At 61.4% G+C, this 22,734-nt stretch carries 34 protein-coding genes and 1 tRNA gene; 18 read left to right on the forward strand and 17 right to left on the reverse strand.

The features are described from left to right. Window positions 1-138: 138 nt before the first annotated feature. Genes RAD16_RS27490 through RAD16_RS27500 form a run of 3 tightly spaced genes read left to right on the forward strand, consistent with a single transcriptional unit; the run spans window position 139 to window position 3,472 of the window. Window positions 139-1,689, forward strand: coding sequence for an amino acid adenylation domain-containing protein (locus RAD16_RS27490; protein WP_458160963.1), 1,551 nt, complete (start codon window positions 139-141; stop codon window positions 1,687-1,689). A 35-nt stretch (window positions 1,690-1,724) separates the two neighbouring features. Further along, the gene (locus tag RAD16_RS27495) at window positions 1,725-3,203 is read left to right on the forward strand and encodes a hypothetical protein (RefSeq protein ID WP_458160964.1); all 1,479 of its coding nucleotides are present in this window, start codon (window positions 1,725-1,727) and stop codon (window positions 3,201-3,203) included. After that, window positions 3,200-3,472: an acyl carrier protein gene (locus RAD16_RS27500; RefSeq protein ID WP_458160965.1), complete on the forward strand. Its 273-nt coding sequence runs from the start codon at window positions 3,200-3,202 to the stop codon at window positions 3,470-3,472. The genes RAD16_RS27495 and RAD16_RS27500 overlap by 4 nt, the downstream gene beginning before the upstream one ends. A 64-nt stretch (window positions 3,473-3,536) precedes the next feature. On the opposite strand, the gene RAD16_RS27505 is transcribed toward RAD16_RS27500, so the two are convergent. Continuing rightward, window positions 3,537-4,538: a Bug family tripartite tricarboxylate transporter substrate binding protein gene (locus tag RAD16_RS27505; protein WP_458160966.1), complete on the reverse strand. Its 1,002-nt coding sequence runs from the start codon at window positions 4,536-4,538 to the stop codon at window positions 3,537-3,539. Window positions 4,539-4,655: 117 nt separating this feature from the next. Then, a complete protein-coding gene (locus tag RAD16_RS27510) occupies window positions 4,656-5,141 on the reverse strand; it encodes an outer membrane protein assembly factor BamE (protein ID WP_458160967.1) in 486 nt (161 codons plus the stop codon). 98 nt (window positions 5,142-5,239) lie between these two features. Here RAD16_RS27510 and RAD16_RS27515 point away from each other — a divergent pair, with 98 nt between their 5' ends. The 9 genes from RAD16_RS27515 to RAD16_RS27555 all read left to right on the forward strand — a co-directional run bounded on the left by RAD16_RS27515 (window position 5,240) and on the right by RAD16_RS27555 (window position 10,978). Further along, the gene (locus RAD16_RS27515; protein WP_458160968.1) at window positions 5,240-5,791 is read left to right on the forward strand and encodes a ubiquinol-cytochrome C chaperone family protein; all 552 of its coding nucleotides are present in this window, start codon (window positions 5,240-5,242) and stop codon (window positions 5,789-5,791) included. Next, entirely contained in the window at window positions 5,788-6,357 is a 570-nt protein-coding gene (locus RAD16_RS27520; RefSeq protein ID WP_458160969.1) for a YceD family protein, read from the forward strand. Before RAD16_RS27515 ends, RAD16_RS27520 begins: the two co-directional genes overlap by 4 nt. A 303-nt stretch (window positions 6,358-6,660) precedes the next feature. Then, a complete protein-coding gene (gene plsX, locus RAD16_RS27525) occupies window positions 6,661-7,722 on the forward strand; it encodes a phosphate acyltransferase PlsX (protein ID WP_458160970.1) in 1,062 nt (353 codons plus the stop codon). Further along, window positions 7,719-8,699, forward strand: a complete 981-nt coding sequence (locus RAD16_RS27530) for a beta-ketoacyl-ACP synthase III (protein ID WP_458160971.1) — start codon at window positions 7,719-7,721, stop codon at window positions 8,697-8,699. The genes plsX and RAD16_RS27530 overlap by 4 nt, the downstream gene beginning before the upstream one ends. Before the next feature lie 134 nt (window positions 8,700-8,833). Then, complete coding sequence (locus RAD16_RS27535) at window positions 8,834-9,175, forward strand: integration host factor subunit alpha (protein WP_028152484.1); 342 nt, start codon at window positions 8,834-8,836, stop codon at window positions 9,173-9,175. Window positions 9,176-9,202: 27 nt separating this feature from the next. After that, complete coding sequence (locus tag RAD16_RS27540; protein ID WP_458160972.1) at window positions 9,203-9,781, forward strand: MerR family transcriptional regulator; 579 nt, start codon at window positions 9,203-9,205, stop codon at window positions 9,779-9,781. A gap of 126 nt (window positions 9,782-9,907) precedes the next feature. After that, a tRNA-Pro gene (locus tag RAD16_RS27545) sits at window positions 9,908-9,985 on the forward strand. Window positions 9,986-10,190: 205 nt separating this feature from the next. Beyond that, window positions 10,191-10,517, forward strand: coding sequence for a PadR family transcriptional regulator (locus RAD16_RS27550; protein ID WP_458160973.1), 327 nt, complete (start codon window positions 10,191-10,193; stop codon window positions 10,515-10,517). Next, entirely contained in the window at window positions 10,514-10,978 is a 465-nt protein-coding gene (locus tag RAD16_RS27555) for a permease prefix domain 2-containing transporter (protein ID WP_458160975.1), read from the forward strand. The genes RAD16_RS27550 and RAD16_RS27555 overlap by 4 nt, the downstream gene beginning before the upstream one ends. On the opposite strand, the gene RAD16_RS27560 is transcribed toward RAD16_RS27555, so the two are convergent. From RAD16_RS27560 to RAD16_RS27570, 3 genes are read right to left on the reverse strand one after another with little or no spacing between them, the layout of a single operon-like run. Further along, window positions 10,975-11,664: a hypothetical protein gene (locus tag RAD16_RS27560; protein WP_458160976.1), complete on the reverse strand. Its 690-nt coding sequence runs from the start codon at window positions 11,662-11,664 to the stop codon at window positions 10,975-10,977. The genes RAD16_RS27555 and RAD16_RS27560 overlap by 4 nt on opposite strands. Further along, complete coding sequence (locus RAD16_RS27565; protein WP_458160977.1) at window positions 11,655-12,413, reverse strand: phage terminase large subunit; 759 nt, start codon at window positions 12,411-12,413, stop codon at window positions 11,655-11,657. Before RAD16_RS27565 ends, RAD16_RS27560 begins: the two co-directional genes overlap by 10 nt. Then, window positions 12,407-13,033: a hypothetical protein gene (locus RAD16_RS27570; RefSeq protein WP_458160978.1), complete on the reverse strand. Its 627-nt coding sequence runs from the start codon at window positions 13,031-13,033 to the stop codon at window positions 12,407-12,409. The genes RAD16_RS27565 and RAD16_RS27570 overlap by 7 nt, the downstream gene beginning before the upstream one ends. Before the next feature lie 301 nt (window positions 13,034-13,334). On the opposite strand from RAD16_RS27570, the gene RAD16_RS27575 reads away from it, so the two are divergent. Beyond that, the gene (locus RAD16_RS27575) at window positions 13,335-13,745 is read left to right on the forward strand and encodes a hypothetical protein (RefSeq protein WP_458160980.1); all 411 of its coding nucleotides are present in this window, start codon (window positions 13,335-13,337) and stop codon (window positions 13,743-13,745) included. A 211-nt stretch (window positions 13,746-13,956) separates the two neighbouring features. On the opposite strand, the gene RAD16_RS27580 is transcribed toward RAD16_RS27575, so the two are convergent. The 5 genes from RAD16_RS27580 to RAD16_RS27600 form a co-directional block, all read right to left on the reverse strand. Then, window positions 13,957-16,266: a bifunctional DNA primase/polymerase gene (locus tag RAD16_RS27580; protein ID WP_458160981.1), complete on the reverse strand. Its 2,310-nt coding sequence runs from the start codon at window positions 16,264-16,266 to the stop codon at window positions 13,957-13,959. A gap of 75 nt (window positions 16,267-16,341) precedes the next feature. Further along, window positions 16,342-16,569, reverse strand: a complete 228-nt coding sequence (locus tag RAD16_RS27585; RefSeq protein WP_458160982.1) for a hypothetical protein — start codon at window positions 16,567-16,569, stop codon at window positions 16,342-16,344. A gap of 1 nt (window position 16,570) precedes the next feature. Further along, window positions 16,571-16,771 (reverse strand): cold-shock protein, encoded by a 201-nt coding sequence (locus RAD16_RS27590; protein WP_458160983.1) that lies wholly within the window; start codon window positions 16,769-16,771, stop codon window positions 16,571-16,573. Window positions 16,772-16,793: 22 nt separating this feature from the next. Then, complete coding sequence (locus RAD16_RS27595) at window positions 16,794-16,967, reverse strand: helix-turn-helix transcriptional regulator (RefSeq protein ID WP_458160984.1); 174 nt, start codon at window positions 16,965-16,967, stop codon at window positions 16,794-16,796. A 127-nt stretch (window positions 16,968-17,094) separates the two neighbouring features. Continuing rightward, on the reverse strand, window positions 17,095-17,364 hold the full coding sequence (locus tag RAD16_RS27600) for a transcriptional regulator (protein WP_458160985.1): 270 nt from the start codon (window positions 17,362-17,364) through the stop codon (window positions 17,095-17,097). A gap of 162 nt (window positions 17,365-17,526) precedes the next feature. Here RAD16_RS27600 and RAD16_RS27605 point away from each other — a divergent pair, with 162 nt between their 5' ends. After that, on the forward strand, window positions 17,527-17,679 hold the full coding sequence (locus RAD16_RS27605; protein ID WP_458160986.1) for a hypothetical protein: 153 nt from the start codon (window positions 17,527-17,529) through the stop codon (window positions 17,677-17,679). Between the two features lie 5 nt (window positions 17,680-17,684). Here RAD16_RS27605 and RAD16_RS27610 read toward each other — a convergent pair whose 3' ends face one another. After that, window positions 17,685-18,035, reverse strand: coding sequence for a hypothetical protein (locus RAD16_RS27610; RefSeq protein ID WP_458160987.1), 351 nt, complete (start codon window positions 18,033-18,035; stop codon window positions 17,685-17,687). A 298-nt stretch (window positions 18,036-18,333) separates the two neighbouring features. Here RAD16_RS27610 and RAD16_RS27615 point away from each other — a divergent pair, with 298 nt between their 5' ends. The 4 genes from RAD16_RS27615 to RAD16_RS27630 are packed head-to-tail and all read left to right on the forward strand — an operon-like array spanning window position 18,334 to window position 20,032. Next, complete coding sequence (locus RAD16_RS27615; RefSeq protein WP_458160988.1) at window positions 18,334-18,741, forward strand: hypothetical protein; 408 nt, start codon at window positions 18,334-18,336, stop codon at window positions 18,739-18,741. Window positions 18,742-18,763: 22 nt separating this feature from the next. Further along, window positions 18,764-19,174: a hypothetical protein gene (locus RAD16_RS27620; protein ID WP_458160989.1), complete on the forward strand. Its 411-nt coding sequence runs from the start codon at window positions 18,764-18,766 to the stop codon at window positions 19,172-19,174. A 7-nt stretch (window positions 19,175-19,181) separates the two neighbouring features. Next, window positions 19,182-19,526, forward strand: a complete 345-nt coding sequence (locus tag RAD16_RS27625) for a hypothetical protein (RefSeq protein ID WP_458160990.1) — start codon at window positions 19,182-19,184, stop codon at window positions 19,524-19,526. Window positions 19,527-19,534: 8 nt separating this feature from the next. Further along, entirely contained in the window at window positions 19,535-20,032 is a 498-nt protein-coding gene (locus tag RAD16_RS27630; RefSeq protein ID WP_458160991.1) for a hypothetical protein, read from the forward strand. Window positions 20,033-20,181: 149 nt separating this feature from the next. On the opposite strand, the gene RAD16_RS27635 is transcribed toward RAD16_RS27630, so the two are convergent. Genes RAD16_RS27635 through RAD16_RS27660 form a run of 6 tightly spaced genes read right to left on the reverse strand, consistent with a single transcriptional unit; the run spans window position 20,182 to window position 22,720 of the window. Continuing rightward, on the reverse strand, window positions 20,182-21,066 hold the full coding sequence (locus RAD16_RS27635; protein WP_458160992.1) for a hypothetical protein: 885 nt from the start codon (window positions 21,064-21,066) through the stop codon (window positions 20,182-20,184). Then, window positions 21,066-21,737 carry a hypothetical protein gene (locus RAD16_RS27640; RefSeq protein WP_458160993.1) on the reverse strand — a complete coding sequence of 224 codons (672 nt, stop codon included), beginning with the start codon at window positions 21,735-21,737 and terminating at the stop codon, window positions 21,066-21,068. The genes RAD16_RS27635 and RAD16_RS27640 overlap by 1 nt, the downstream gene beginning before the upstream one ends. Then, a complete protein-coding gene (locus RAD16_RS27645) occupies window positions 21,734-21,964 on the reverse strand; it encodes a hypothetical protein (RefSeq protein WP_458160994.1) in 231 nt (76 codons plus the stop codon). Before RAD16_RS27645 ends, RAD16_RS27640 begins: the two co-directional genes overlap by 4 nt. Beyond that, window positions 21,961-22,260 carry a hypothetical protein gene (locus tag RAD16_RS27650; RefSeq protein ID WP_458160995.1) on the reverse strand — a complete coding sequence of 100 codons (300 nt, stop codon included), beginning with the start codon at window positions 22,258-22,260 and terminating at the stop codon, window positions 21,961-21,963. Before RAD16_RS27650 ends, RAD16_RS27645 begins: the two co-directional genes overlap by 4 nt. Continuing rightward, a complete protein-coding gene (locus RAD16_RS27655) occupies window positions 22,260-22,553 on the reverse strand; it encodes a hypothetical protein (protein WP_458160996.1) in 294 nt (97 codons plus the stop codon). The genes RAD16_RS27650 and RAD16_RS27655 overlap by 1 nt, the downstream gene beginning before the upstream one ends. Further along, the gene (locus RAD16_RS27660; protein ID WP_458160997.1) at window positions 22,550-22,720 is read right to left on the reverse strand and encodes a hypothetical protein; all 171 of its coding nucleotides are present in this window, start codon (window positions 22,718-22,720) and stop codon (window positions 22,550-22,552) included. The genes RAD16_RS27655 and RAD16_RS27660 overlap by 4 nt, the downstream gene beginning before the upstream one ends. Window positions 22,721-22,734 lie beyond the last annotated feature (14 nt).

The raw sequence follows: 22,734 nt of genomic DNA on the forward strand, positions 1-22,734 counted from the left end.
GAACAAGCTTGGCGTCGAACAGGGCCACGACGGCCGCCAGTTCAACATCGCTCTCGTCGCATAGCGCCCCGTCATGATTGCACTGAACCGGCGAGGCTCGATCGCTGCGAAGACCTGTGAATTGGTCGAGGCATGATCATGGCTGCCCATAATCTCGCGCTGCGTTTCGAAGAGGTCGCGGCTTGCTCGCCGGACGCAATCGCCCTGATCTGCGAAGGCGAGAGCTACACTTTTTCCGACCTCAACAGTTCGGCAAACCGGCTTGCGCGATGGCTGACATCGCAGGGCGTCGACAAGGGCGCCGTGGTGTGTCTCGAGCTGCCGAAGATGGCCGAGGCCTATGCGCTCGCCATGGCTTGCATCAAGATCGGAGCGCCGTATGCGTTTCTTGATCCGGCCGCTCCCGCGGAACGCGCACGCCTGATGCTGGAGCGATGCCGGCCCGCGCTGGTCGTCAGCGTGCGCGAGGGATTGGGCAAACGAGCATTGGTCGGCGATGCCGGTGCCCGGGCGGCTCTGCGCGATGCCGTGTCGGGCCTCGATGACGGCAATCTGCCGCCAACATCGCTGATCACGGGGGCCGATCCTGCCTACGTGATGTTCACGTCCGGATCGACGGGCGAACCGAAGGGAGTGGTCATTCCCCATCAAGGGGTGCTTCACCTGATCGAATGGGCGAAGCGCGATCTTGGCATCGGGCCCGGCGACCGGTTGACGAATGTCAATCCGATCTACTTCGACAATTCGGTCTTCGACATCTACGCCGGATTGCTGAACGGGGCGGCGATCGTCGCGCTCGATGCGCTGAAGGGACGGCCGCCTGCAGAGCTGGTGTCGGAGATCACGAAGCATCAGTGCACGTTCTTCTTCGCCGTGCCGACGCTGTTCATGTTCCTGGACTCCATGCACCTTCTCAGTCCCGAATGGCTGCCAAGCGTCAGCCGGTTCATGTTCGGCGGCGAGGGATTTCCGCTGGCGCGGCTTCGCCGCTTCCATGACGCGTTTGCCGGCAAGGCGAAGCTGATCAATTGCTACGGCCCGACGGAAACAAGCTGCATTTGTAGCGGTTTCGAGATCGTCGAATCGACCTTTGACACCACCGATGGGTTGGCGCCCCTGGGGAAGCTCAACCCCAATTTCAGCTACCGAATTCTGGACGAAGACATGACGCAGGTTCCCCCAGGCACGGCCGGCGAGCTTTGGCTGGGAGGCCCGGGCGTAGCGCTTGGCTATATCAACAATCCGCAAGAGACGGCCCGCCGTTTCCGTCAGGATCCGTTGATCGAGGGTTATCGATCGATCCTTTATCGCAGCGGCGATCTCGTGGAGGCTGATGCTGAAAGCGGCGTGCTCCGCTTTCGTGGTCGTGCCGACAATCAGGTCAAGCTTCGGGGCTACCGGGTCGAGCTCGAGGAGATCGATCACGCGCTGGTGGCTTGCAAGGGCGTCACCCGTGCGCTCGCCGTGGTGCTTCACGATGCCGGTGGCGCGAGCCGGCTGCTGGCCGCCTATGCGGGTGCAAGAATGACGGAAAGCGATCTGCGCCAGCACTGCGCCGCGCGTCTTCCCGCCTACATGGTGCCGAGCCGGTTCATCTGGCTGGAAGACATTCCCGTCAACGCCAATGGCAAGGCTGACAGGCGTTCGGTGGCATCGCTGCTTGGTGAAGCAGCCGCAAGGGCGTCGTAAATGTCAAAGCCCGCAGCGTCCGCACGCGTCGTCCGATGAGCGTCGAGAGCCAACCTTACGACTATGCGGCCACGGGTTTGCGCGTGAAGCCGTCGTGGCGGTTGATCCCTCAAATCGATCGCGACCCGAAATTTGTGGCAGGTGTTCAGGACACTGGCGGCCGCGTGCTGCTGTGCTTCGCGGTCGGGCTGCTTGCGGCGCTGTTCTGGCAGATCGGTATCGACTTTTCGGCTGCAGGTCTGGCGTTGGCGTGCGCCTACGCCGGGCGATACCGGCGAGTCATGATTTTTCTCGCGACCTTGCTCTTGCTTTGCCGCAGCGGCTTCCTGGTCGACCGGGCGTTTCTCGGGCAGTTGGCGCTCAACGAAGGCGTTGCGGACCAAATCAATCAGCCGCTGCTTGAAGCAGCCATGGTGGTCGTGACGTTCGCGCTGTTCGCGGGCCTGCTGGCGATGCAGGGGGCAGGCGCCATCGTGCTCCGCCGACCGACGCTGAGCCTGCTGCTCGCATTCCTGGTGCTCGTTGTCCTGACGCAGGCCACGTTCATGGCTGGCACGCCGCGCGTTCTGCTCTGGTCATTCCTGATGACGTTCCAGCCATACCTGTGGTTCCTGGCCTACGGTCTGGCCGACGCCGGCAAGGAGCGATCTCCGGTGTGGCAGCGCTTGAGCGTTTTTCATCCGTTCTGGGGATCGACGCTGACGCCATTCGGGAAGGGACTGTCCTACCTCCGCCGCTTCGAGGCGAAGAAACCGGAGGAGCTCGCCGTTACGCAGCTCAAGGGTGTCAAGCTTGCAGCCTGGTGCCTGATCCTGGCGGTCGCCAAGATCTGCCTCGCCGAACTCGTCCACGGTCAGTTGCGGCTTCCGCTGTTCGACGACAATTTGCTGCAGTATCTCGCAGGTCATCCCCAGTCGCGGCTCGTGGGGTGGGCCAGCGTTGTGGTCTTCTTTGCCAATGATCTGCTGGGCATGACGGTGTTCGGCGGCATCATCGTCGCGACGGCGCGGCTTGCCGGCTTTCGGCTGTTGCGCAACACCTATCGTCCCCTGGAGTCAGCGACGCTCGCCGAGTTCTGGAACCGCTATTACTTCTACTACAAGGAACTGCTGGTCGATCATTTCTTCTACCCGACCTTTGTTCGCTATTTCCGCGGCCACCGCCGGCTTCGCATGTTCTTCGCCACCTTTGCCGCGGCATGTGTCGGCAACCTGCTGTTCCATTTCATACGCGACATTCACTTCGTCGGCGAAATGGGGCTTGGGCGAGCCGTGATCGGCGTGCAGTCACACGCGTTCTACACATTCGTCCTGGCCATCAGCGTAGGGCTCTCGCAGATCCGTCGCGCGCCGCAACCGGCGCAGCGACGTTGGTTGCGCGGCCGCTTGCTGCCTTGCCTGTGGGTCTCAGGCTTCTTCTGTCTCATTCACATTTTCGACGCGCCGTTGGACCGCGAGCATTCGCTCTGGCAGCGCGCCGAGTTCCTGTTCTATCTCCTGGGAGTAACGACATGATCACGACGGAGCGCCCTGAAATCAGATCGCGGATGCGGCACTACATTACGCAGCGCCTCCTCATGAAGGGCGACAGTTCGCCGCTGAGCGACGACGATCTGCTGTTTACCAGCGGGCGTCTCGATTCCCTCGACGCGGTCGAGCTGATCATGAGCATCGAGGTCGAATACGGGATCAATTTCTCTGACATTGGTTTCGATCTGACGCGGCTGGATTCGATTTCGGCCATCGCCACTCTGGTGGGACAGCCGTCGGCCGAGCCCGCCTGAAACATGATCCGGACGCAGCCGCAGGTGCGGCACAGCGTTGTCCGCTGCGCCGCGCCCGAGGGGTCTACTGCACGTTCATCTGCAGCCCTTCCTTCTGGATGATGCCGGCGAATTTCTTCGTCTCGGCGTCCACGAAGGCGGCGAACTGTTCCGGCGTGCCGTAGTCGGCGCGCGCGCCCATGGCGGCGATGTTCTTCTTGATGTCGTCGCGCTCCAGCATCGCCTTGACCTGGAGGTTGAGCGCTTCGAGCACGGCGGGCTGCACGCCCTTCGGCAGGAACACCGAGAACCAGGACGACACGTCGAAATTGGCCAGCTCCGGCGCGCTCTCGCGCATGGTCGGCAGCTCCTTGGCGAGGTCGCTGCGCTCCGGCGTGGTGACGCAGAGGCCGGTGAGGGTGCCGTTCTGCACCTGCGGCAGGCTCGGATAGAGATTGTCGAACAAGATCTGGATGTCGCCGGCGAGTGCGGCCTGCAGCGCGGGGCCGGCGCCGCGGAACGGAATATGGGTCATCTTCAGCCCGGTGAGCTGGAGGAACCATGCGCCGGTGAGGTGAGGGCTCTGGCCCACGCCCGAAGAGGCGTAGCTGAGCTTGTCCGGGTTGGCCTTGAGATAGGCGATCAACTCGGCGACCGACTTGATGCCGGTCTTCGGATGCGCCGAGACGATGTTCGGGATCCGGATCATGTTGGAGACCGGCTGGAGTTGGTCCGGCTTGTAGGTCAGGTTCTTGAAGATGCTGTAGGCGATCGCGTTCGGCCCGGGATTGCCGACCAGGATGGTCTGTCCATCGGGCTTGGCGCGGACCACCTCGGCGGTGCCGATCGTGCCGCCGCCGCCGGAGCGGTTTTCCACGACGGCCGATTGGCCCCAGGCGGTTTGCAGATGGGCGGCCAGCAGCCGGCCCATGACGTCGGTCGAGCCGCCGGCCGCAGCCGGCACGATGACGCGAACGGTTTCGGTCGGTTTCCAGTCCGCCAGGCTCGATCGCGGCAGGATCGCTGCGGCCGAGATGCCGGCAGCACCGGAGAGCACTTGGCGACGAGACAAAAATTTGGTGGGCACGAATCTACTCCCTGCTTCTTGTTTTGCAGGGAGCGTATGGAACCCGGCGCGCAACGGCAAGTCGCACGCGAGGCCAAGTGCCGCGCGGAGAGCGGCACGACGCCGCAGGCTGAATGCTCAGTTAAAACTGAGCAGCTTGAACAGCGGTGCGAGGTAGCTCATCTCCTGACCCGACGTCGCCGTGGTGCGGCTGATGAAGTCGAAGATCTTGCCGTCCTGCAGGCCGTAATTCGCCAAGCGGCGCACGCGCCGGTTCTTGTCGAAATAGATCGCGATGACGCGCTGGTCGACCACCTTCTGGTTCATGAAGGCGACCATGCGCTCGGAGCGCTGCGAGATGTAATAGAAGACCTCGCCGTCGAGGGTCGCGACCGTGGAGGGCGTGCCCATCACGATCAGCACCTGATCCTGGCTTGCGCCGATCGGAATCTGCTCCAGCGCGCCGGGCGGCAGGATGTAGCCTTTCTGGAACTGCTCGCCGGTGCAGCCCGCGAGCGCCACGCCGACCAGGGCTACGGCCGCGGCCATGCGCAAGCCGCGCCAGCGTGCATGAAGGCCGCGCCGCTTGGTTGCGCGCGGGCTGGTCTGGTTCGTTATGGTCATCGTGGAACTGATTCCGTCCCCTTGCGTCGCGCGAGGCGCTGAAGTACCGGGCGGGGGCTCTGAATGCAACACGCGCGCGCCCGCTTGCGGAAACCACAATGCTTTGGCCGTTCAATCACTTCAGGAAACCCCGGCTAACCCCTCAGGGCACCATTGAAGCCATCTATGGCATGATCGTGACGCAGGCGCGAGAACCCATATTTTACCGGGACTTGAGCGTGCCGGATACGGTTAACGGGCGTTTCGATCTGTTGCTGCTGCATCTCTGGCTGCTGCTGCGCCGCCTGCGCACGGTTCAGGGCGCCACGGAGCTGTCGCAGGCGCTGTTCGATCGCTTCTGCGAGGACATGGACGACAATCTGCGCGAGATGGGGGTCGGCGACCAGACCGTGCCGAAGCGGATGAAGGCGTTCGGCGAGGCCTTTTACGGCCGGGTGCAAGCCTATGACCAGGCGGTGGACGCCGGTGGCGAGGCGCTGGCGGCGGCGATCTGCAAGAATATCCTGAACGGGACCGGCGTGGACCATGCGCGGCAGCTCGCGGCCTACGCCCGGGCGACGGAGGCCGATCTCGGCCGGACCGATGAGGCCGCGCTGCTGCGTGCGTCCTTCAAGTTTCCCCCGGCGCTTTCTGAGGATGTGATGCCATGAGCCGACCCAACGCCGAAACCAAGCCCGATCCCTGGCGGTCGCCGGTCATCGTCGCGCAGATTCCGGACACCGGCCTGCATCGCAAGCTCGAGGCCTCCGCCGCTGAACGGCAGGCCATGGCCGAGCTTGCCGGCTTGCGGGAGGTCCTCTCCGCCCAGGCCGATCTCGACGTCGTGCCGAAAAGCGGCGGCCGGGTCCAGGTCACGGGGCTGGTCCGCGCCCGGATCGGCCAGACCTGCGTGGTCACGCTCGATCCGATCGAGAACGAGATCGAGGAGGAGGTGGATCTGATATTCGCCCCCGAGGCCGAGGCGCGACGCCTTGCCGACCTGATCGAGGACGACGAGGAGCCGCCGGAGGTCGCCGATCCCCCGGAGGCGATCGTCAATGGCATCATCGACCTCGGCCGGCTCGCCACCGATGCGCTGTTCCTGGCGATCGACCCCTATCCGCGCAAGGAGGGGGCCGTGTTCGAGGCCGAGGTCACGGCACCGGATCCCGAGGACCACCCGTTTGCCGCGCTGAAGGCGCTTCAGGACAACAAGAAGGGCAAGAAGAAGGGCTAATAGCTGGGCATTCCCCGTAAGACCACCTTGTGACGCGGCGTGAGGCGTTTGCGGGAGTGGTTTGGGAGACCTGCTTATCCTCTTGATTTCTATGTATTTCCTTGTGAATTCGCTGGTCCGCCGCCGGATCGTCCCGCGTGCAAAAGGCTGGGGGCAAGAGGTTGTTTCGGGATAACAAAACGCTATTGTCGCGCCCCGGTCCGGGCGCGGCGTGGCGCTTGGCCGGTCGCCATGTCCATGGCGAACCCATTTTTCGGCCCCACTCGTTCAAGGCCGCACCAGACCCAGGTTTCCAGGACTTTCATGCCTAGCAAGGTTCGCATCGCGCTTGACGCCATGGGGGGCGACGACGGCGCCGCCGTGGTCATTCCGGGCGCCGCCATTTCGCTCGGCAGGCATCGCGACACCGAATTCCTGCTGGTCGGGGACCGCGCCAGGATTGAACCCGAGCTCGAGAAGCACCTCGAGCTCAAGGCCGCTTCGAAGATCGTCCATACCGACGTGGCCGTCAGCGGCTCGGACAAGCCGAGCGTGGCGCTGCGGCGCGGCCGCAGAACCTCCTCGATGTGGCTCGCCATCGATGCGGTGAAGAAGGGCGAGGCCGATGTCGCGGTCTCCGCCGGTAATACCGGCGCGCTGATGGCGATGTCGCGCTTCCATCTGCGCACGCTGCCGGGCATCGACCGCCCGGCCATCTCCGCGATCTGGCCGAGCAGGCGCGGCTCGACCGTCGTGCTCGACCTCGGCGCCACCATCGGCGGCGATGCGCACCATCTGGTGTCGATGGCGGTCATGGGCGCTGCGAAGGCGAGCGTGCTGTTCAACAAGAAGCGCCCCACGGTCGGCCTGCTCAACATCGGGACCGAGGAGGTCAAGGGGCACGAGGAGATCCGGGAAGCCGGCGAGATCCTGCGTGCGCGGAACCTGCCCGAGCTCGACTATATCGGCTTCGTCGAGGGCGACGGCATCGGCAAGGGGGTTGCCGACGTCATCGTGACCGAGGGTTACAGCGGCAATATCGCGCTCAAGACCGCCGAAGGAACCGCGCGCCAGATGGCGGACTTACTCCGTAACCAGATTCAGCGGAGCTGGTTGTCCAGGCTGGGCTATCTCTTTGCCCGCCGCGCCTTCCAGGCCCTGCGCGACAAGATGGACCCCAACAAGTCCAATGGCGGCGTGCTGCTGGGACTGAAGGGGATCGTGGTCAAGAGCCATGGCGGAACCAACGCCGAAGGCTTTGCCTATGCGATCGATGTTGGCTATGAGATGGCTCACTACGATCTCCTGAACAAGATCAATCAGATGCTCAACCGCGAGGGTGGTGCACTCAGTTCCGTGCAGACCGCGCCGGAGGATGTTTCGTGACTCAAATTCGTTCGGTCGTGCTGGGCTGCGGCTCTTATCTGCCGGAGCAGGTGGTGACCAACGCCCAGTTGGCGGCGCGTATCGACACGTCCGACGAGTGGATCGTGCAGCGCACCGGCATTCGCGAGCGGCACATCGCGGCCGAGGGCGAGTTCACCTCGCACCTGGCGACCAAGGCGGCCCAGGCCGCGCTCACCGATGCCGGCGTGGACGCCCAGTCGATCGAGCTGATCGTGCTGGCGACCTCGACGCCCGACAACACTTTCCCCGCCAGCGCCGTCGCCGTGCAGCACGCGCTCGGCATCAACCACGGCGCGGCCTTCGACCTGCAGGCGGTCTGCTCGGGCTTCGTGTTCGCGCTCGCCACCGCCGACAATTTCCTGCGCACCGGCGCCTACAAGCGCGCGCTGGTGATCGGCGCCGAGACCTTCTCGCGCATCCTCGACTGGAACGACCGCGGCACCTGCGTGCTGTTCGGCGACGGCGCCGGCGCGGTCGTGCTGGAGGCGCAGGAGCAGCCGGGCAATCCCGCGACCGACCGCGGCATCATCACCACGCATCTGCGCTCCGACGGCCGCCACAAGGCAAAACTGTTCGTCGACGGCGGGCCGTCCTCGACCCAGACCGTCGGCCATCTGCGCATGGAGGGCCGCGAGGTCTTCAAGCATGCGGTCGGCATGATCACGGACGTGATCGTCGACGCCTTCAAGGCGACCGGGCTCAATGCCGACGGCATCGACTGGTTCGTGCCGCACCAGGCCAACAAGCGAATCATCGACGCCTCCGCCCACAAGCTGCACATCGCGCCCGAGAAGGTGGTGCTGACGGTGGACCGTCACGGCAACACCTCGGCCGCCTCGATCCCGCTGGCGCTGGCGGTGGCGCGCAAGGACGGCCGCATCAAGCGCGGCGACATGGTCCTGCTGGAGGCCATGGGCGGCGGCTTCACCTGGGGTTCGGCGCTGGTGCGCTGGTAGAGCCACAATCGATAAAATTTTGCCGGAATTTGCCGCCATTATCGATGCGTCTGCATTGATGAGCGCTGTTGACCGCCGTATCGTAACCTCATAATTTCAGACAACAATTGTTCGCCGTGATGTGGGGCAGGGCGATGACCGATCAAAGTAAAACCGTAACGCGTGTCGATCTCTGCGAAGCCGTCTACCAGAAGGTGGGCCTGTCGCGGACGGAATCGTCTGCGTTCGTGGAACTCGTGCTGAAGGAGATCACCGACTGCCTCGAAAAGGGCGAGACGGTGAAATTGTCCTCGTTCGGCTCCTTCATGGTGCGCAAGAAGGGGCAGCGGATCGGACGCAATCCGAAGACCGGCACCGAGGTGCCGATCTCGCCGCGCCGTGTCATGGTGTTCAAGCCGTCGGCGATTCTGAAGCAGCGGATCAACACCCAGCACCGCGGCAACGGCGACGCCAGCAAGGCTCAACCGGAGGCGTAAGTCCGTCTCGCGCGAAGGATTAGGCATTTGGACAAGGCGCCGGATGCGTTCCGAACCATCAGCGAAGTAGCGCAGGAACTCGACATTCCGCAGCACGTGCTGCGGTTCTGGGAGACCCGCTTCTCCCAGATCAAGCCGATGAAGCGCAGCGGCGGCCGCCGCTATTACCGCCCCGACGACGTCGACCTGCTCAAGGGCATCCGCCGGCTGCTCTACGGGGAGGGCTACACCATCCGCGGCGTGCAGCGGATCCTGAAGGAGCACGGCGTCAAATCGGTGCAGGGCCTCGCCGACGGCTCGGCCGCGGTCTCCTTCGGCGCCATCGAGGACGCCATCGGGCAGAGCCTGATGGAGCCCGAGGACGAGGCGCCGATCAAGGGCATCACTGACGCCGACGATGACGACTACCAGGGCGATGAGGAGGAAGGCATCGACTTCCGCTTCACGGAGGTCGACGACGAGGAAATCCTCACCACCTTCCGCAAGGGCGGCTCGGCCGCCGCGCCGGCCGGCCCCAGCGCGCTGGACCGGGAGCGCCTCGGACGGGTGCTCGCCGACCTCGTTGCCTGCAGGGAGATGCTGGATCAGGCGCTGAAGGACGGCTAGGGGCCGTTCGGGCGGCCTTGCAGGCAGTTCCGGGCGCTTTGGGCGCCGGGCCCATTCAGGCAACACACCAAAATGGTGTGACCTCGCCTTGCGCAAAGCAGCGATCCTAGCTAATGGAACGACGTTCGGAGCGTGGCGCAGCCCGGTTAGCGCACTAGTCTGGGAGACTAGGGGTCGGAGGTTCAAATCCTCTCGCTCCGACCAATATTTAGCCGGATTTCAGGGCATCCGGATTTTCCTCGGGGTAACGGGTAGGGTAACGGCTTCAAAGCCGATTTAAGCTGTGAATATCTTCCAAGTTCTGGAAGATTGACGGTTTCAATTTCTTCTATATATTGGAAGATACCGGTCGAGGAACCCGGGAAGCAAAAATCAAACAAGCAAGCACACATGGCGAAGAAGGCGAATCATGGAAACCACCCTCAAGCAGACGGAGCAAGTCGTAATGCTCGCAATTTTGCGTAAGCAGCCCGACGCGTATGGCGTCTCCATCTACGAGGAACTGGAAAAGCGTCTGAACAAAGCAGTTCCGATGGCGACGATCTACGCGACTCTCGAAACTCTGGAGAAGAAGGGGTTCGTCCAGAGCAAGCAAGGTCAGGCAACCGCAGAACGCGGCGGCCGAGCGAAGATGTTCTTTGAGATTACCGGTAAGGGGCAGGCAGCCCTCAATGCATCACTCTCCGCGCTGGACCGGCTGCGCGCAGGGACGAAACTGGCAGGAGCCATGGCGTGACTGACACGGACGGGGAAGACGACAAGCAGGGCAATGGCGTCTGGATCACCTACTACGATAGCAAGGTGATGAAAGTCGCACTCGGCAATCTCTTCATTCAGAAACAGATTGAATCGGCGCGGAGCGAGCACAAAAAGCTCAGAGCAATGATAGAGGCGGCGCAGGATTGCTTGGACAAAGCGTCGCAGCAATCCACGTCGCCGCCGAAACGCTCGACGCCACCCGCAGTGGCGGCTTTCTTACTCGCGTTCATCGCACCGAAGAACTCCGCCCAAGCACTGCTCGGCGATCTCGAAGAGATGTTCCAACGGAACGCCGAACGGTTCGGGGATTCTCAAGCGCGTCGCATGTACTGGTTTGAGGTCGCGCGGTCGGTGGGGCCGATTGTGTGGCGATGGATCAAGCGAATGGGAATCGTCACGCTGGTCGTCGACTACGTCCGCTCTAAGTTCGGTCTTTAGATCCGCAACGGCTCCCGACTGAACGACGGTCCCTGAGTCGCCATCCATAGCGTAATGGCGACCGAGAGCACCAAGTCATCGTGAGCGCCGACGCGTGCCGCATACGTTGTGCGGCCGGCCTCCGAAATCTTCCGTTTGAAGTCTTTCAGTTCGTCCTTCAAGGCCGCTGCATCGTTCGCCGTCGCGGCAATGCGCAGTTCTCCACTGTGCGAGTGGGCCTCAAGGTTCGAGATCAGCAATCCCTTGGGCACGTGCCAGGTCTTGGCGCCGTGCTGCGTCGCCTCCAATCCTGCGGTGATCGTGATCCTGTTCGGGTGAAGCCCGGCAGCATCGAACATGTCGCCAACCGGTCGACCAACGCCCGTTTCATCAATGACCAGCTTTGGTTTGAGTGCGTCCAGCGGCGGCCGCGCTAGCAGATTGACCACGCGTTGAATTTGCTGCGGGTAGGACATGCCGAGCGGTAGGCGCTCTAGATGCCGTACATCGAAACGGGCGTTTCTTTTCTGGCGGCGCGTTTGCGTCTTTTCGTTCAGATCCCAACCGTCAAGAGGCACAACACGATGGTTCATGACGCTGATTGCGGTCGGGTCCGTGCTTTGGCCAAGGTCGACGCCAACAAACCAGCGGTCGACCGGGCGGGCGTAGATGCTCCTCCATCCGTCGGGGGTCGTGATCACGTCCATAGCGGTCGAACCTCATTGGTGAATATTGCGTCGATGATCGCGGCCGAGAATGCTGCGTCTTCTGTGTCGAGGAATTCGCACAGGTACTCTTGCCGGAATTTCGTCTCGCCAAGGTTCTTGCGTTCGCGTGCCAAGAATTCGGGTGTGATGCGTGAGCAGGATCCGAGTTCAACGCGGATGCGGTGCCAGTCCGGATCGTTCGCGAACCATGTCTCGTAAAAGGCGCCGCGCTTGCCGGCGGGCGTCGAGAGATAGACGAGCTGCGCGCGCGGGTGAGTGGCCAGCATGGGGCGGATTGCGGTGATCAATTCGTCGGAGCAGCGCGAAGCTTCGTCGATGATCGCAAGTCGCACGCGCGCGAGACCGCGGAGCGTGTCGCCGTCGTTGTCGCCGGGGAGGGCAAGGATGCGGCTCCCGTTCTCGAATTCGATACGGCGCGCTGCATCGCCCACAAGAGCCGGGGCGTCAGCCAGGCGGCCATAGGTCTTCCGCGATCGACGAACAAACTCATCGGAAAGGCGCTGCGCTGGCGACGCAATCAAGATTAGGCTGTCCGGCTCGGTGGTGGCGACGGAAAGCGACTTGATCGTTGCGGCCTCCGTCTTGCCGTGCTGCCGTGGGATCAGCATGGCCGTTTGCGGCGCCTCGGAGCGCACGAACTCGGCTTGCCAGTCGTCCAGCTCGATATCCGCGTCGACAGCGAGCAAAGCCGGATCCAATGCGCGTGCTATGTCGCGTGCCATCAGCATGGAGCGGGTACCGGGCAGGGTGGTACGGCGGGTTTAGCCTCAATGAGCAGGGGCGGCTTGCTAGCGCGTGCGGTGATCGCAGCGGCCGCGTCCGTCTCCATCCTGTGGAGGGCCGCGCCCACGGCGCGCGCAGCCTCAGGGAAGGGTCGTAGAGCGGCTACGATCGCCTGGCGCGTGGCCAGGTAGTCCGCGCTGATCAGGAGCGACGTCGACCGCACATCATGGCGCTGCACGATCATGCCGAGCAGCTTACCGACCAGGGCGAGATTGGCGGTGATGGCGCCTTCCGCGCTGATCGCCGCTTTGATGTCGCTGAAATCGATCGCGGTGGCTACATGCTGCTGGAGCCTGGCGCGCTGGTGCACGAGCTGCGACAGCAAGCCTTCCTGCTCGCTCACCTGTAGGGCGTCTAGATCGATCTCGGAGGGCTTCTGTGCGGTCAGGATCGCCGCGCGCAGCGCCGGGCTGACATGGTTGGCGGCGTGCCGGCCGACGGCATCGGCGCTGACGTTGAAGCGGCGGGCGAGGGCGTTATGCGCAATGCCGTGCGCGAGTCCAATCTCGATCTGATGCCGGGACTTGTGAGAGCAGATAGAACACTTCGGGCCGGTCTTGCCCATTACTCAACTCACCTGCGATTTGGCCACGCGAATTGCGTTTCGATTACCCTGATGATTACCCCAGCATACCGAAAAATTCGTGAATCAGCAAAAGTGCTGCAACGTTAGTAACGAGACATAACGGAGCACTAGTCAGTAAAACTAAAGCGCGTCGAATCAAGTGAGCAAAGCGGCGCGATCGAGTGAGCAAGAGCGCGCGAATTGATGCGCTGTTGCGACGCACTGTGATCCACCTCACCTTCGACACCGGTCACCGGGAGTAAGATCGCCAAATAGCGAAATACAGAAGCGGGAGGGTCGAATGTTCAGGGCATTTAGCTTTGTTCTCGCGTTAATACTCTGCACCTCCGTATGGTCGACGGCGCGCGCCGCATCACCTGCAGTTGAGCGCGAAGTTCAGGCACTGATTGCTAAAGCTTGGGAGTCCAGCCAAAAAGCTTCGGCTGCTAGCCGTGTCAGCACTGCGTACAAGCTGGACCCTCAATCCCAAACCTCATCTTGGGATGCTGCGGTCAAACGCGCGGCAGGTCTTACGAGCGACCTGGAATCCATTGTTTCTTCAGTGTCGAAGATAGTGACGAAGCCCATAGTTGCCGCGTCGAAGATCATGACCGTGACTTGTCCTCTCATTGGCCAGTGTCGTGAAAAGGCCAAGCAAGAAGTCGTGAGCATTGCTTCCAGCATTTCAAGCAAGGATGAGCATCGCGAGTAATCAAAGCGGCGCCCAACAGGTAATTCGCGCTGTAGATTTTCAGGAATGCTACAATCAGCGCTCACCACCGACGCCGTATCGCTGGGCGGTTGGGCGCAATGGGCACGGTTTCTCTTGTGCTTATTTTTCTCTCTATTTCTCTGTCTACACATTAGTGAACTCAGACTCTGACAACATAACAAACCGCGCCCACCACGCCCAACCGCCCAGTTCACTGCCTCAACGGTATCGGCGGCGGCGCCACTGCGCTTGCACTGAGCACTCGGGCTGCTGCCAGTCGATCCGGTTCGGCCAGCGCTTGACGAGCGTAGATCGTTGTTTTGCACCCGGGCATACGCCACCGGCCGCCGCTGTCGCGCGCCTCGGGGTTCGCAATGGCCACATAGCCGCATTCAGCAAGACGCTTCGGGATCGCCCGACGGAGCTTGGCGTCCTCGAAAAGCAAGCGGAGTTGACTGTCACCAGGCGTGCGAGCCTTGACCATCTGTAGCGTGAGCGCGTCTGGTTTGCCCATGCTTTCGATCACGTCCGAGAGATCGCCGCTCTCCGGCGCGACGCCGGCCGCAACAACCATGTGCCATGCCGCCGTCTTCGGCGGGGGCGCCTTCGCATTGAACGCGCGCAGGTCAAGATTGGCCAGGTAGTGAGCGACCGCTTCGTTACCGCCGTTCTCGAACCACCCGTTGATGTCGTCCCAATATGCTGGAGTGAAATCTTCCTGTGTCCGCGTCGAGACGCAGACGAAGTGCCGACGATCGTCGGGAGCGAGATACAGCGCGTCGATGTGGTTCGACGTCATGATCACGCCGCAGACATTCACCGCGGCGTACTGCGGAACGTGCTTTGTGTTGATCCGGTGAGCTTCCGGCGGGTTGGTTATCACGTCTTTGGTGGCGTCGTAAAACCCGTATCGAGACTCGCCGCCGAGGTCGTGGACTTCGTTAATTCGGAGGATGACCGACTGTAGGTAATCGTTCCATTCCGAATTGAAAAAGGTCTTTGCGGTGATCTGCTTGAAATTGTGCGATCCGATCGCCGTGACTGCCGGCTTTAGGATGGTATCCTTGCCGATACCCTGTGGGCCGATGAAGACGAGAGCGTGGTTCACCTTGTCGCCGGGCCGCTGTACGCGGTGAGCAAGCCACCGGACGATGTGATCGGCTTCGCCGGGATAGATCGCGCTGATGTGATTCAGCCACTTCGAAACGTCGCCCTCGATGCGGTCGATGTGAGGCGGAACGTAGCGATTGAACGTTTTATCTCCCGGGCTGCGGATCCAGCCATCGATGGTTAGCACCATCCCATCGATCACCTTGGGTTCACCGGGCGCCCAGCCCATCGACTTGACGAAGCGATGCTGAGACAGCCAGGTTGTCGCCAGCGTCCCGGGGCCTTCCGTTTTCATGGCATCTTTGACGCGGCCAATGTGCTTATCGACGCTGCCGGCGTTGAAAAGCTCGCCTGTGCGCTCGTAGATCATTTTACCCGACGGCAGATGCGCCCAATAATCGGTGAGCGCGTTCGCCTGGTCGATCGGCAATTCGGGATGATCCGGCAGCGGACCAAGCATCGCCGCATGATACTGCTCGCGCTCGCGTTTGTGTTGTTCGAGGATCTCGGCGGGAATCGGAAACGGAACGGGACAAAGCAGCGGGCGCGGGCAGCCGAATGAGTGTCGAAACATCCAAGTGATGTCCCGGTCGCGCTCTAGATACCAGTAGAGAGTCCGGTCGCTTTCGGAATACTCGGCGGGGAATTTGTCGAAACGCTTCGCTGCTTGGTCCGGATCGTGGCTCATTCGCTGAAACAGTTCGAGGCCGGCACTGCCGAAATGTAGCTTCAGTGCGGCGCCGAGCATCGTCCAATCAAGCTGAGACAAATCCCACTCGCCGGAAGCTGTCTTGCGATCTATCCACCACGCCACCTCCTCGATGCGATAACCGTCAAGCGCGGGAGCCACGGCGGCGCGCTCTACACGCTTCGGCCATGCGGAGCGGAGAATTTCACCGTCGTAGAGCGTTTCGTTTTCTAGCCATTCGTAATGGCCGGCTCTTTTGTGATTGTCATTTTTCGGATTGGCGAAGTAACTCGGCGCGCACATTGCGTTGCCGTTGCCGACGATCAAATCACCCCAACCGGTGTCCTTTTCTCGCAGGGTAGTCAGTCCCGTGGCGTCGGCGAGACGAAAATAGGTGTGCGTTCCACCTGATGGCGTCCGCACATGCGGCTCCGGCAGCGCATAGCCGGTGATCCTTAGAAACCAAGCCTCAGCGATTTCTTGCTTGCCAGCTTCAATGTCGAGCACCGCAATCCGTGACGCCCCCGGATGCAGACCGATGTTGCGGCCAGCGGTCAGCCAACCACGCCAGGCGGATGAATCTGACGAATGGAGATGCTGCCACCCGGCGCCGACCGGGTTCTTATCACCTGCGTGCACCTCGTGCAGCGCCAATCCATACTGTTCGGCGAAGTTGAGAAAATCGGTTGCGGTTTCCAGACTGACAGTATACTGTAGATTCATTGATTGCGCCCTCCAATGGCGCGGTCAGGTGAATACAGAGCCCGGCGCGTGCCACCGCGTTGGGCTCTTTCGTTTTCAACGGAGCAATGGCGGCGGCGGGGGACACTTCGGCGGAAGCGTCTTCGGCGACCAAGGCAACCGCTGTTCTCGACAGAAGGTGAGCCAAGCCAGATTTTCGGCGAGTTCTTTCGCGCGGCGATTCCAAGCCGACGGCTCGCACACGATTTCCTTGCGATAGAGTTCGCAGTGACGGTGCAGCAGCTCGACCGCGTGCTCGATGGCGAGATCGATTTCGCTGCTCACGTCAGACGATCCGCACATTTGCCGCTTGCGGCTTGCCGGTCCGCGAGCCGATCTCGATTTCGAAGCCCACGTGTGACCCGATTTCGAGTGACTTGACACCAACGGGCAGGGCGGTGACATGGCAAAAGACATCATGCCCGTCGGTCACGATGAAGCCGAAGCCTCGTTCGGCGTTCCATTTCTTGACTTGTCCGATTTTCATTTCCGTTTTCCTTTGTGAGAGTTCAGACTGCGGGAGCAGACTCGCGCGCCGCTAACCAATCGGCTGCCGCGGCCTCGCTGATGCGGGTGCATTTCCCGATCTTGACGACACGCGGGCCTTTGCCTTCTGCGCACCGCCGATAGAAAGTGGCCCGGTGGATGCGATATCGCCGGCAGAATTCTTCAACAGTCAGCATGGATGCACTCCTGTTTCCGAACGCAAAAAATCCCGCCGCAGGCAGGCAGCCTTTGGCGGGTTCATTGACAGCGCAACGATGCGCTCGATTCCTAAAAAGTCGCTTAACGTCGCAGGTCGTCGCGCGATCACTGAACGGGCGGTAAGCTCCCCCGAATTCCCACACCTTGAGCATTGGCCGGCAAGAAGGTGATGCCAGCGGCGGTTAAGGCGCGTCGAATCTTTTCAAGTGCTTCTTCGCGGGCATTGACACGCCAATGACCAGATACCGCGCGCGGTTCGACCTTCTCGATTTCCTGAACCGTGGAGATCCCAACATCGGCCGCCGTAGCAAGGTCGGCAATCGTCCATTTCAGGAAGGCCCGCGCGGCTCGAACCTGTGCACCGGTTATTTGCATCGTTACTCACTCCACTACCTATCCGGCATTGAACTGACGGCGCCGACAATCGTCAACAGAAAAAGTTGACGTGTCGCCAACAAATATCGTTGACGATGGAAAACATTTCCCTACAGTTATCTGCAGGACGGATTGAGTCCACTTTGGGGAAAGGGAAGACTGATGGCATCGAAAACTGACAAGGAATTCACGACCCGCACGGTCATGGCGATGGCGCAGGAGATGGTCAACGCAAAGAGTGCGTTCGACCGCTCATTTGCGATGTTCAAAGTGCTCGCCAAAGAGCACGGCGTAAAACTGCCAAAGCCAGAGTAAGTCGCTCATTTATCCGATCTGCGGGGCGGCCGGGCTTTTGCTCGCGCCGCCTCTTTGCTTTTTGCCCTCAACTCGGCGAGGGCCTGATCAAGCGCCGCCTTCGAAAGGTCGTCTAGCTTGCTGAGCGCGGCAGCCTGAGCCTCTGCGGCAGTGCGGCGTCCCTTGCGAGCCTCGTATTTGCGCTCCCAGGCGTCTTCGGCGGCAAGGATCTTGTCGAGCGGATTTGCCTGTTGCTCACCAAGGGCCGTGAACGCGGCGTCGAGCTGCAAGCGGTCCCAGATCAGGCGCGAGAATACCCGGACGGCCCGGGGCATCCAGCCGGCCTGCACCATTCGGTCAAAAGTGGTCGTGCTCACGCCGACGTATCTGGCTGCCTCGTCGCGCGACATTCCCCGGGGCGGGTATGCGATTTGATCTGGCCAGAGGGTCACAACCGAGTGGTAGCACAGGCGGGCGTTGGATTATGTTGACAGATTCCAAAAGCCCTATTTTCACAGACTTTTTGTTGATTTCTCGCATAAGTTGCGCTTTCATGGCCGAATTAGGGGGGCATCTATGTTTCGCACTTGCACAATGGCGGCCGTTTTGGCCGTCGCTCTCGCCGGCTGTCAGACCGCCGCGGAAGGCCCGACTACGGCGAGCGGAAAGCCCGAGGTGACCATCCGCGCGTCGACGGCCGCAATCAAAGCGCGGCTCCTATCGCTCGCGATGGACAAGCGCTTCAACGTAACGAAGGATACCGAGTACCTGTTGCAGGTGGAGAAGCCCTCGGAGAACTTCGGCGCCGCTCTCCTGCTCGGATCTAAATATGACGGCATCCCCGCCGAGCGGATCGTATTCACGTTTGCGCCGATCGGCGACACGACTCGTGTGGTCGCAGCTGGCATGTTCGTTACCAACCCAGGCTCGGCTTTTGAACGCATAACGCCGGTCAACGGCGGCGACGGTGCAACCCGGACACAGCAGACGCTCGATGAGTTGAAAGCCAGCATGGAAACGCCAGCAACTCCGCCGAGCGCACCTGTCGCAGCGGCACGCAAGCCCGCTAAGCCGGCGACGTAATTCGAACGCACACCGAAACCCGATGAAGAATCCTTTCCGCAAGATGTCTGCCGACGCGCTCTATGCACAGTTGGGAAGGGTCATCGAGAGCATGCCAAATCTGGCAGTCAAACTTCCTCCCCCTACGCGTGGACATCTGCCCTTTGGGCCTGTGGAGCACCAATGGCTCGGGCGCGCGCAGGCGCTCGTCAGTGAGGCTCTTGGCACCGAAGGTGACATTGAATTCAAGTCCGCAATCAACCAAGCAGCGCAGTTTAGGGATTGGTTTGCGGGTGAAGTGCAACGCATTCTCTACCGCGCCTTAGCTGTCGTCGAGATGGAGTTGCCAGCGCCTGCGACCGGAGCTTTCATTCCGGCTGGCAATGCATTCGATGCTCTAAAGGCAATCCAGCGGATCTTCGACCTGGCTCAAAAAAGATGTTCTGGTCGTTGATCCCTATATGGACGAGAAGATCCTGACTGACTTTGCCCACTTGATTCGCGAAGGCGTGCAAATCAGACTGTTGGCAGATGCTTCGGCGGTGAAGGCGAGTCTCGCTCCGGCAGTAGCTGCTTGGCAGAAGCAACACGGCACCTCGCGGCCCGTTATGGCTAAGCTTGCACCAAAGCGGAGCTTGCATGATCGCCTTATCGTGATCGACTCCGGGAGAATTTGGACCGTTGGTCAGTCGTTCAGGGATCTCGCCGCCCGCGCGCCGACCAGCTTCGTTGAGGTCGATAAGGAGACTTCGGCGTTAAAGATGCAGTCCTACGATGATATTTGGACCGCGGCATCTCCTCTCTAAGGTCGCGGGTGCCGAAGCAGGAGACGATCATTTTGGACCAGCGACCATCGCCTAAGGCTATACGCGCGAACCAAGAGTTCTTCGATCTTCTGGCAGGTGACATTTTCGCTCGCCTCTACCATGCATTTCCGGCGCCGACCGACCTAACGTCCGACGGGATTTTTCCGACGCTCGGCGGTCAAGAGGAGATCGATGACAATCCGGACCGGATGAAAGCGCTATATGGCCACACCGTGCAATGGCTGTCCGACGAGGGGTATCTGAGATTTGGACAGGCTGCTCATCAAGACGACGATGATAGCGTCGCGTTCTTCGACGTGGTGCTTACGTCGAAAGGACTAGAAGCTCTCCGCAAAACGCCGGGGTCGCTCACGGGACCGGGGGAAACCATTGGCGCCAAGATTGAGCAAACCGCCAAAGACATAAGCTCAGACGCAGCGAAAGATCTGATGAAGCAGCTCATTCCGGTAGCGCTCGGCTGGATCAAAGGAATGAGTGGTCTCTGATCAGCCTCAGAGGGGCACCGACGCGCGTCCGCGTCAGCTACCCGAACGACCAGCGGGGAGTGTCCTCCCGAGCTTGCCGCCGCAGCCGCTAAGTCTGAGCGTCCCCTGACTCAGCGGCCTATTCTGCTCGACGTTCCGTCGTTGAGGTTTCATCGCAGATCCCGCCTGTTCTTAGCGTCCTTCACGATCTTGACCGTCTCGGCGTACCGAGCGGCGCGATCGCGGGCCAATTCCTCGCGCATCAAGGCCACGGTCTTTTCGTCCGCGTTCCCCTCAATGTTGATGTGAGTATCTCCGGCATTGACGGTCACAGCGCCATTCTGACCGAAGCCGATTCGGCGCACGCCGCCATTGCTGTCCAGCGTGCCGCCATCAGCAAAGCCAGGTATGAATGGCTTGCTGACGTTGTTCGGAATGACGGTCACGCCGTCTCTATGGACGTTGATCAGTTCGGGGCCGCGCTCGCCAACCACACCCCAACCGCCACGCAGCGTTCCGCCGTTGGCGAACATCGGGAACGATAGACCACCCGTGCCGGCTCCAAGATCGCCAGGGGCGGACATGGTGGGCGTGCCGCCGAGTCCGAACAGCGACGCGATGCCGCCCGCCGAGCCGCCGAACGCCGACGCGAATAGCTTGTCGGCCGCCATCTGCATGAGCTTGTCTGAGATCTTACCCAATGCATCGAGGCCGGACGACTTGAACGCGTCCCATGCACTCGCGCCCTGGCGAATTTGCTGGCCGAACGTGGTGAAGAACCCACGGTTCACGCTCATGCCCTCGACCATGAGCGAGTCGAGCTGCTTGCGGGCGTTGCCGGCGTCGTTCAAGGCTTGCTGCAACTGCGGTAGGAGGGAGCCGGCCACCTTCGCTTGGTCGTTCAGATCCTCCATGGCTTTCGTGGAAAAATTCAGCGCGGCGGTGAATTCGTCAACATTCTTGGGATCCATGAGGCCTTGAGCCTGCCAGGCGCGCAGCTGATCGCTCGCGGCTTTCGTAGCGTCTCGCACGCGGAAAATTCCGATCTGCGCCATTATGCGTGCTCCTCAACCGACATTCGTTCACCGACGCGGTCCTGTGGCCAGTGACACAACATCTGCTGGTCGATTCCGTCGGGCCTGATGACAGTCAGATCGCCCCAGCCGCCAACCCGCGGAAAGCCGTCCTCTGCCGGCGTGCGCCGCTGGAGTTCGAGCAACTCGCGGAGCCTCCGCACGATATTCTCCGGCGTATCCTCAGGATCAGGCTCGATGTAGCCAGAAGCCGCAATCAGTTCGTCGGACGGCCAAGGCCCAAACATCGTCGAGCCCACTAGGCGAATGAAATAGGGAGGCCAATTGCTGCCGCTGCTGTCATTCCCGCCGGCAGTCCGGATAAAGAACACCATCGGTCGGCCGTTGAAGAAACCGGCCAAGTTCAGCTCGAAGGGACGATCAAGCTTGAATTTCTCGACGATCAAAGGCAGCTCGCGTGATGCGATGGCGACCAGCTCATCGAAGTTCGAAGCACGGCGCGTAAGCTCGCGGACCGCCGTATCTTTGCCGAACGTGTTGCCACGCCCGGTGATCACCGCCGGCCACTCGGGAATGACATGCACTTTAGAGCGGAATTCGCTCACGACACCGTTGTCGTAGTACGCCGCGGCATCCGTCGCGATCCAGATGCAATTGTGCTTGCGAGACGCGACCAGATTGTTGGCGGTCATGACCGCACCGCTTTCAACGCCATGTTCAGTTTGGCGTTGATCTCGATACATGCCGAAAAGAATTCCTCTAATCGGCCATCCTGCCGAAACGATTCCTTGATGGCAAGCAGTCGGTCCGTTGCGCGCTTCTCCGCCGAGTGCAACGGGGCTTCATCGGCCGTGCGAGCGATGGACGCGAGAAGTTCGGCCTCGAAGTCCTTCACGATCTTTTCGAGTGTTTCGGTCACGTCACGGACACCTGTATATATCCGGCCGTCGCGCTGACCTTCACGATATCCCGGTCAACAACCGGACCTAGGGACGCTACGCCGTTGGCCGGAACGGTGATCTGCTGCACGCCAGCGCCAGGATATCCCATGGCATCGACGGCGATTTCCCCGGCGCAGTCGCTTGCTGGCGACCTGGCGATGACACGTTCGCCTTGGGTAAGCTCGACCCAAATTGGTTGGCCAGCCTTTACGGTGCTCGGAACGTTCGGGCGGTTGCCATTCGCGCGATAGGGATTGCTCTCGAAATATTGCACTACTTATACTCCTCAATCTGCTTGTCGCTGATCTGAACCGCCCGGTCATGGAAGTCGTGCACCAAAATTCGCGGCACGAATTCGCTGTGCTGGAATGATCGCAACGCCTGCTCCATGTTGCTGCGCATGAAATGGAAACTGCGCGGCGGAGACTCAGTCCCGGCGACGTTGCTGTTTGCCAAGGTGCGGTCGATCGCGGCCAGGCGTGCCCACGCCTCGCGGAACGCTGCTACCGCCTCGACATAGGCGGCGCCGGCCGCTTCGCGTTCGGCTTCGAGCTGTTGCCGGTTCATGGCGTTTTCCGGGGCTGGTCAATCCCGAGGGCTCGCTTCAGCGGCGCTGCCATTTGCTGCTGAGCCGGCGGCTCCGGTTGCGTGACGCCGGCTGCGGCGTTAACTCCAGCCGCGGGCGCCTGGGGGATCTGAGTTGCGATCTGCTCGGGGGTGACGCGCTTGATCATGTTGGTGGTCTCCT

Source organism: Bradyrhizobium sp. 18BD (genome assembly GCF_054185225.1).

Excerpts from the sequence above, each read along its gene's own strand:
- RAD16_RS27620 (WP_458160989.1), top strand. The coding sequence starts at position 18,764 with ATGAAGAATCCTTTCCGCAAGATGTCTGCCGACGCGCTCTATGCACAG.
- plsX (WP_458160970.1), top strand. The coding sequence starts at position 6,661 with ATGCCTAGCAAGGTTCGCATCGCGCTTGACGCCATGGGGGGCGACGAC.
- RAD16_RS27590 (WP_458160983.1), bottom strand. The coding sequence starts at position 16,771 with ATGAAAATCGGACAAGTCAAGAAATGGAACGCCGAACGAGGCTTCGGC.
- RAD16_RS27565 (WP_458160977.1), bottom strand. The coding sequence starts at position 12,413 with ATGCTGATGGCACGCGACATAGCACGCGCATTGGATCCGGCTTTGCTC.
- RAD16_RS27595 (WP_458160984.1), bottom strand. The coding sequence starts at position 16,967 with ATGCTGACTGTTGAAGAATTCTGCCGGCGATATCGCATCCACCGGGCC.
- RAD16_RS27655 (WP_458160996.1), bottom strand. The coding sequence starts at position 22,553 with ATGAACCGGCAACAGCTCGAAGCCGAACGCGAAGCGGCCGGCGCCGCC.
- RAD16_RS27550 (WP_458160973.1), top strand. The coding sequence starts at position 10,191 with ATGGAAACCACCCTCAAGCAGACGGAGCAAGTCGTAATGCTCGCAATT.
- RAD16_RS27510 (WP_458160967.1), bottom strand. The coding sequence starts at position 5,141 with ATGACCATAACGAACCAGACCAGCCCGCGCGCAACCAAGCGGCGCGGC.
- RAD16_RS27575 (WP_458160980.1), top strand. The coding sequence starts at position 13,335 with ATGTTCAGGGCATTTAGCTTTGTTCTCGCGTTAATACTCTGCACCTCC.
- RAD16_RS27560 (WP_458160976.1), bottom strand. The coding sequence starts at position 11,664 with ATGGACGTGATCACGACCCCCGACGGATGGAGGAGCATCTACGCCCGC.
- RAD16_RS27500 (WP_458160965.1), top strand. The coding sequence starts at position 3,200 with ATGATCACGACGGAGCGCCCTGAAATCAGATCGCGGATGCGGCACTAC.
- RAD16_RS27580 (WP_458160981.1), bottom strand. The coding sequence starts at position 16,266 with ATGAATCTACAGTATACTGTCAGTCTGGAAACCGCAACCGATTTTCTC.
- RAD16_RS27490 (WP_458160963.1), top strand. The coding sequence starts at position 139 with ATGGCTGCCCATAATCTCGCGCTGCGTTTCGAAGAGGTCGCGGCTTGC.
- RAD16_RS27515 (WP_458160968.1), top strand. The coding sequence starts at position 5,240 with ATGCTTTGGCCGTTCAATCACTTCAGGAAACCCCGGCTAACCCCTCAG.
- RAD16_RS27535 (WP_028152484.1), top strand. The coding sequence starts at position 8,834 with ATGACCGATCAAAGTAAAACCGTAACGCGTGTCGATCTCTGCGAAGCC.
- RAD16_RS27625 (WP_458160990.1), top strand. The coding sequence starts at position 19,182 with ATGGACGAGAAGATCCTGACTGACTTTGCCCACTTGATTCGCGAAGGC.
- RAD16_RS27635 (WP_458160992.1), bottom strand. The coding sequence starts at position 21,066 with ATGGCGCAGATCGGAATTTTCCGCGTGCGAGACGCTACGAAAGCCGCG.
- RAD16_RS27570 (WP_458160978.1), bottom strand. The coding sequence starts at position 13,033 with ATGGGCAAGACCGGCCCGAAGTGTTCTATCTGCTCTCACAAGTCCCGG.
- RAD16_RS27660 (WP_458160997.1), bottom strand. The coding sequence starts at position 22,720 with ATGATCAAGCGCGTCACCCCCGAGCAGATCGCAACTCAGATCCCCCAG.
- RAD16_RS27520 (WP_458160969.1), top strand. The coding sequence starts at position 5,788 with ATGAGCCGACCCAACGCCGAAACCAAGCCCGATCCCTGGCGGTCGCCG.
- RAD16_RS27495 (WP_458160964.1), top strand. The coding sequence starts at position 1,725 with ATGAGCGTCGAGAGCCAACCTTACGACTATGCGGCCACGGGTTTGCGC.
- RAD16_RS27640 (WP_458160993.1), bottom strand. The coding sequence starts at position 21,737 with ATGACCGCCAACAATCTGGTCGCGTCTCGCAAGCACAATTGCATCTGG.
- RAD16_RS27600 (WP_458160985.1), bottom strand. The coding sequence starts at position 17,364 with ATGCAAATAACCGGTGCACAGGTTCGAGCCGCGCGGGCCTTCCTGAAA.
- RAD16_RS27605 (WP_458160986.1), top strand. The coding sequence starts at position 17,527 with ATGGCATCGAAAACTGACAAGGAATTCACGACCCGCACGGTCATGGCG.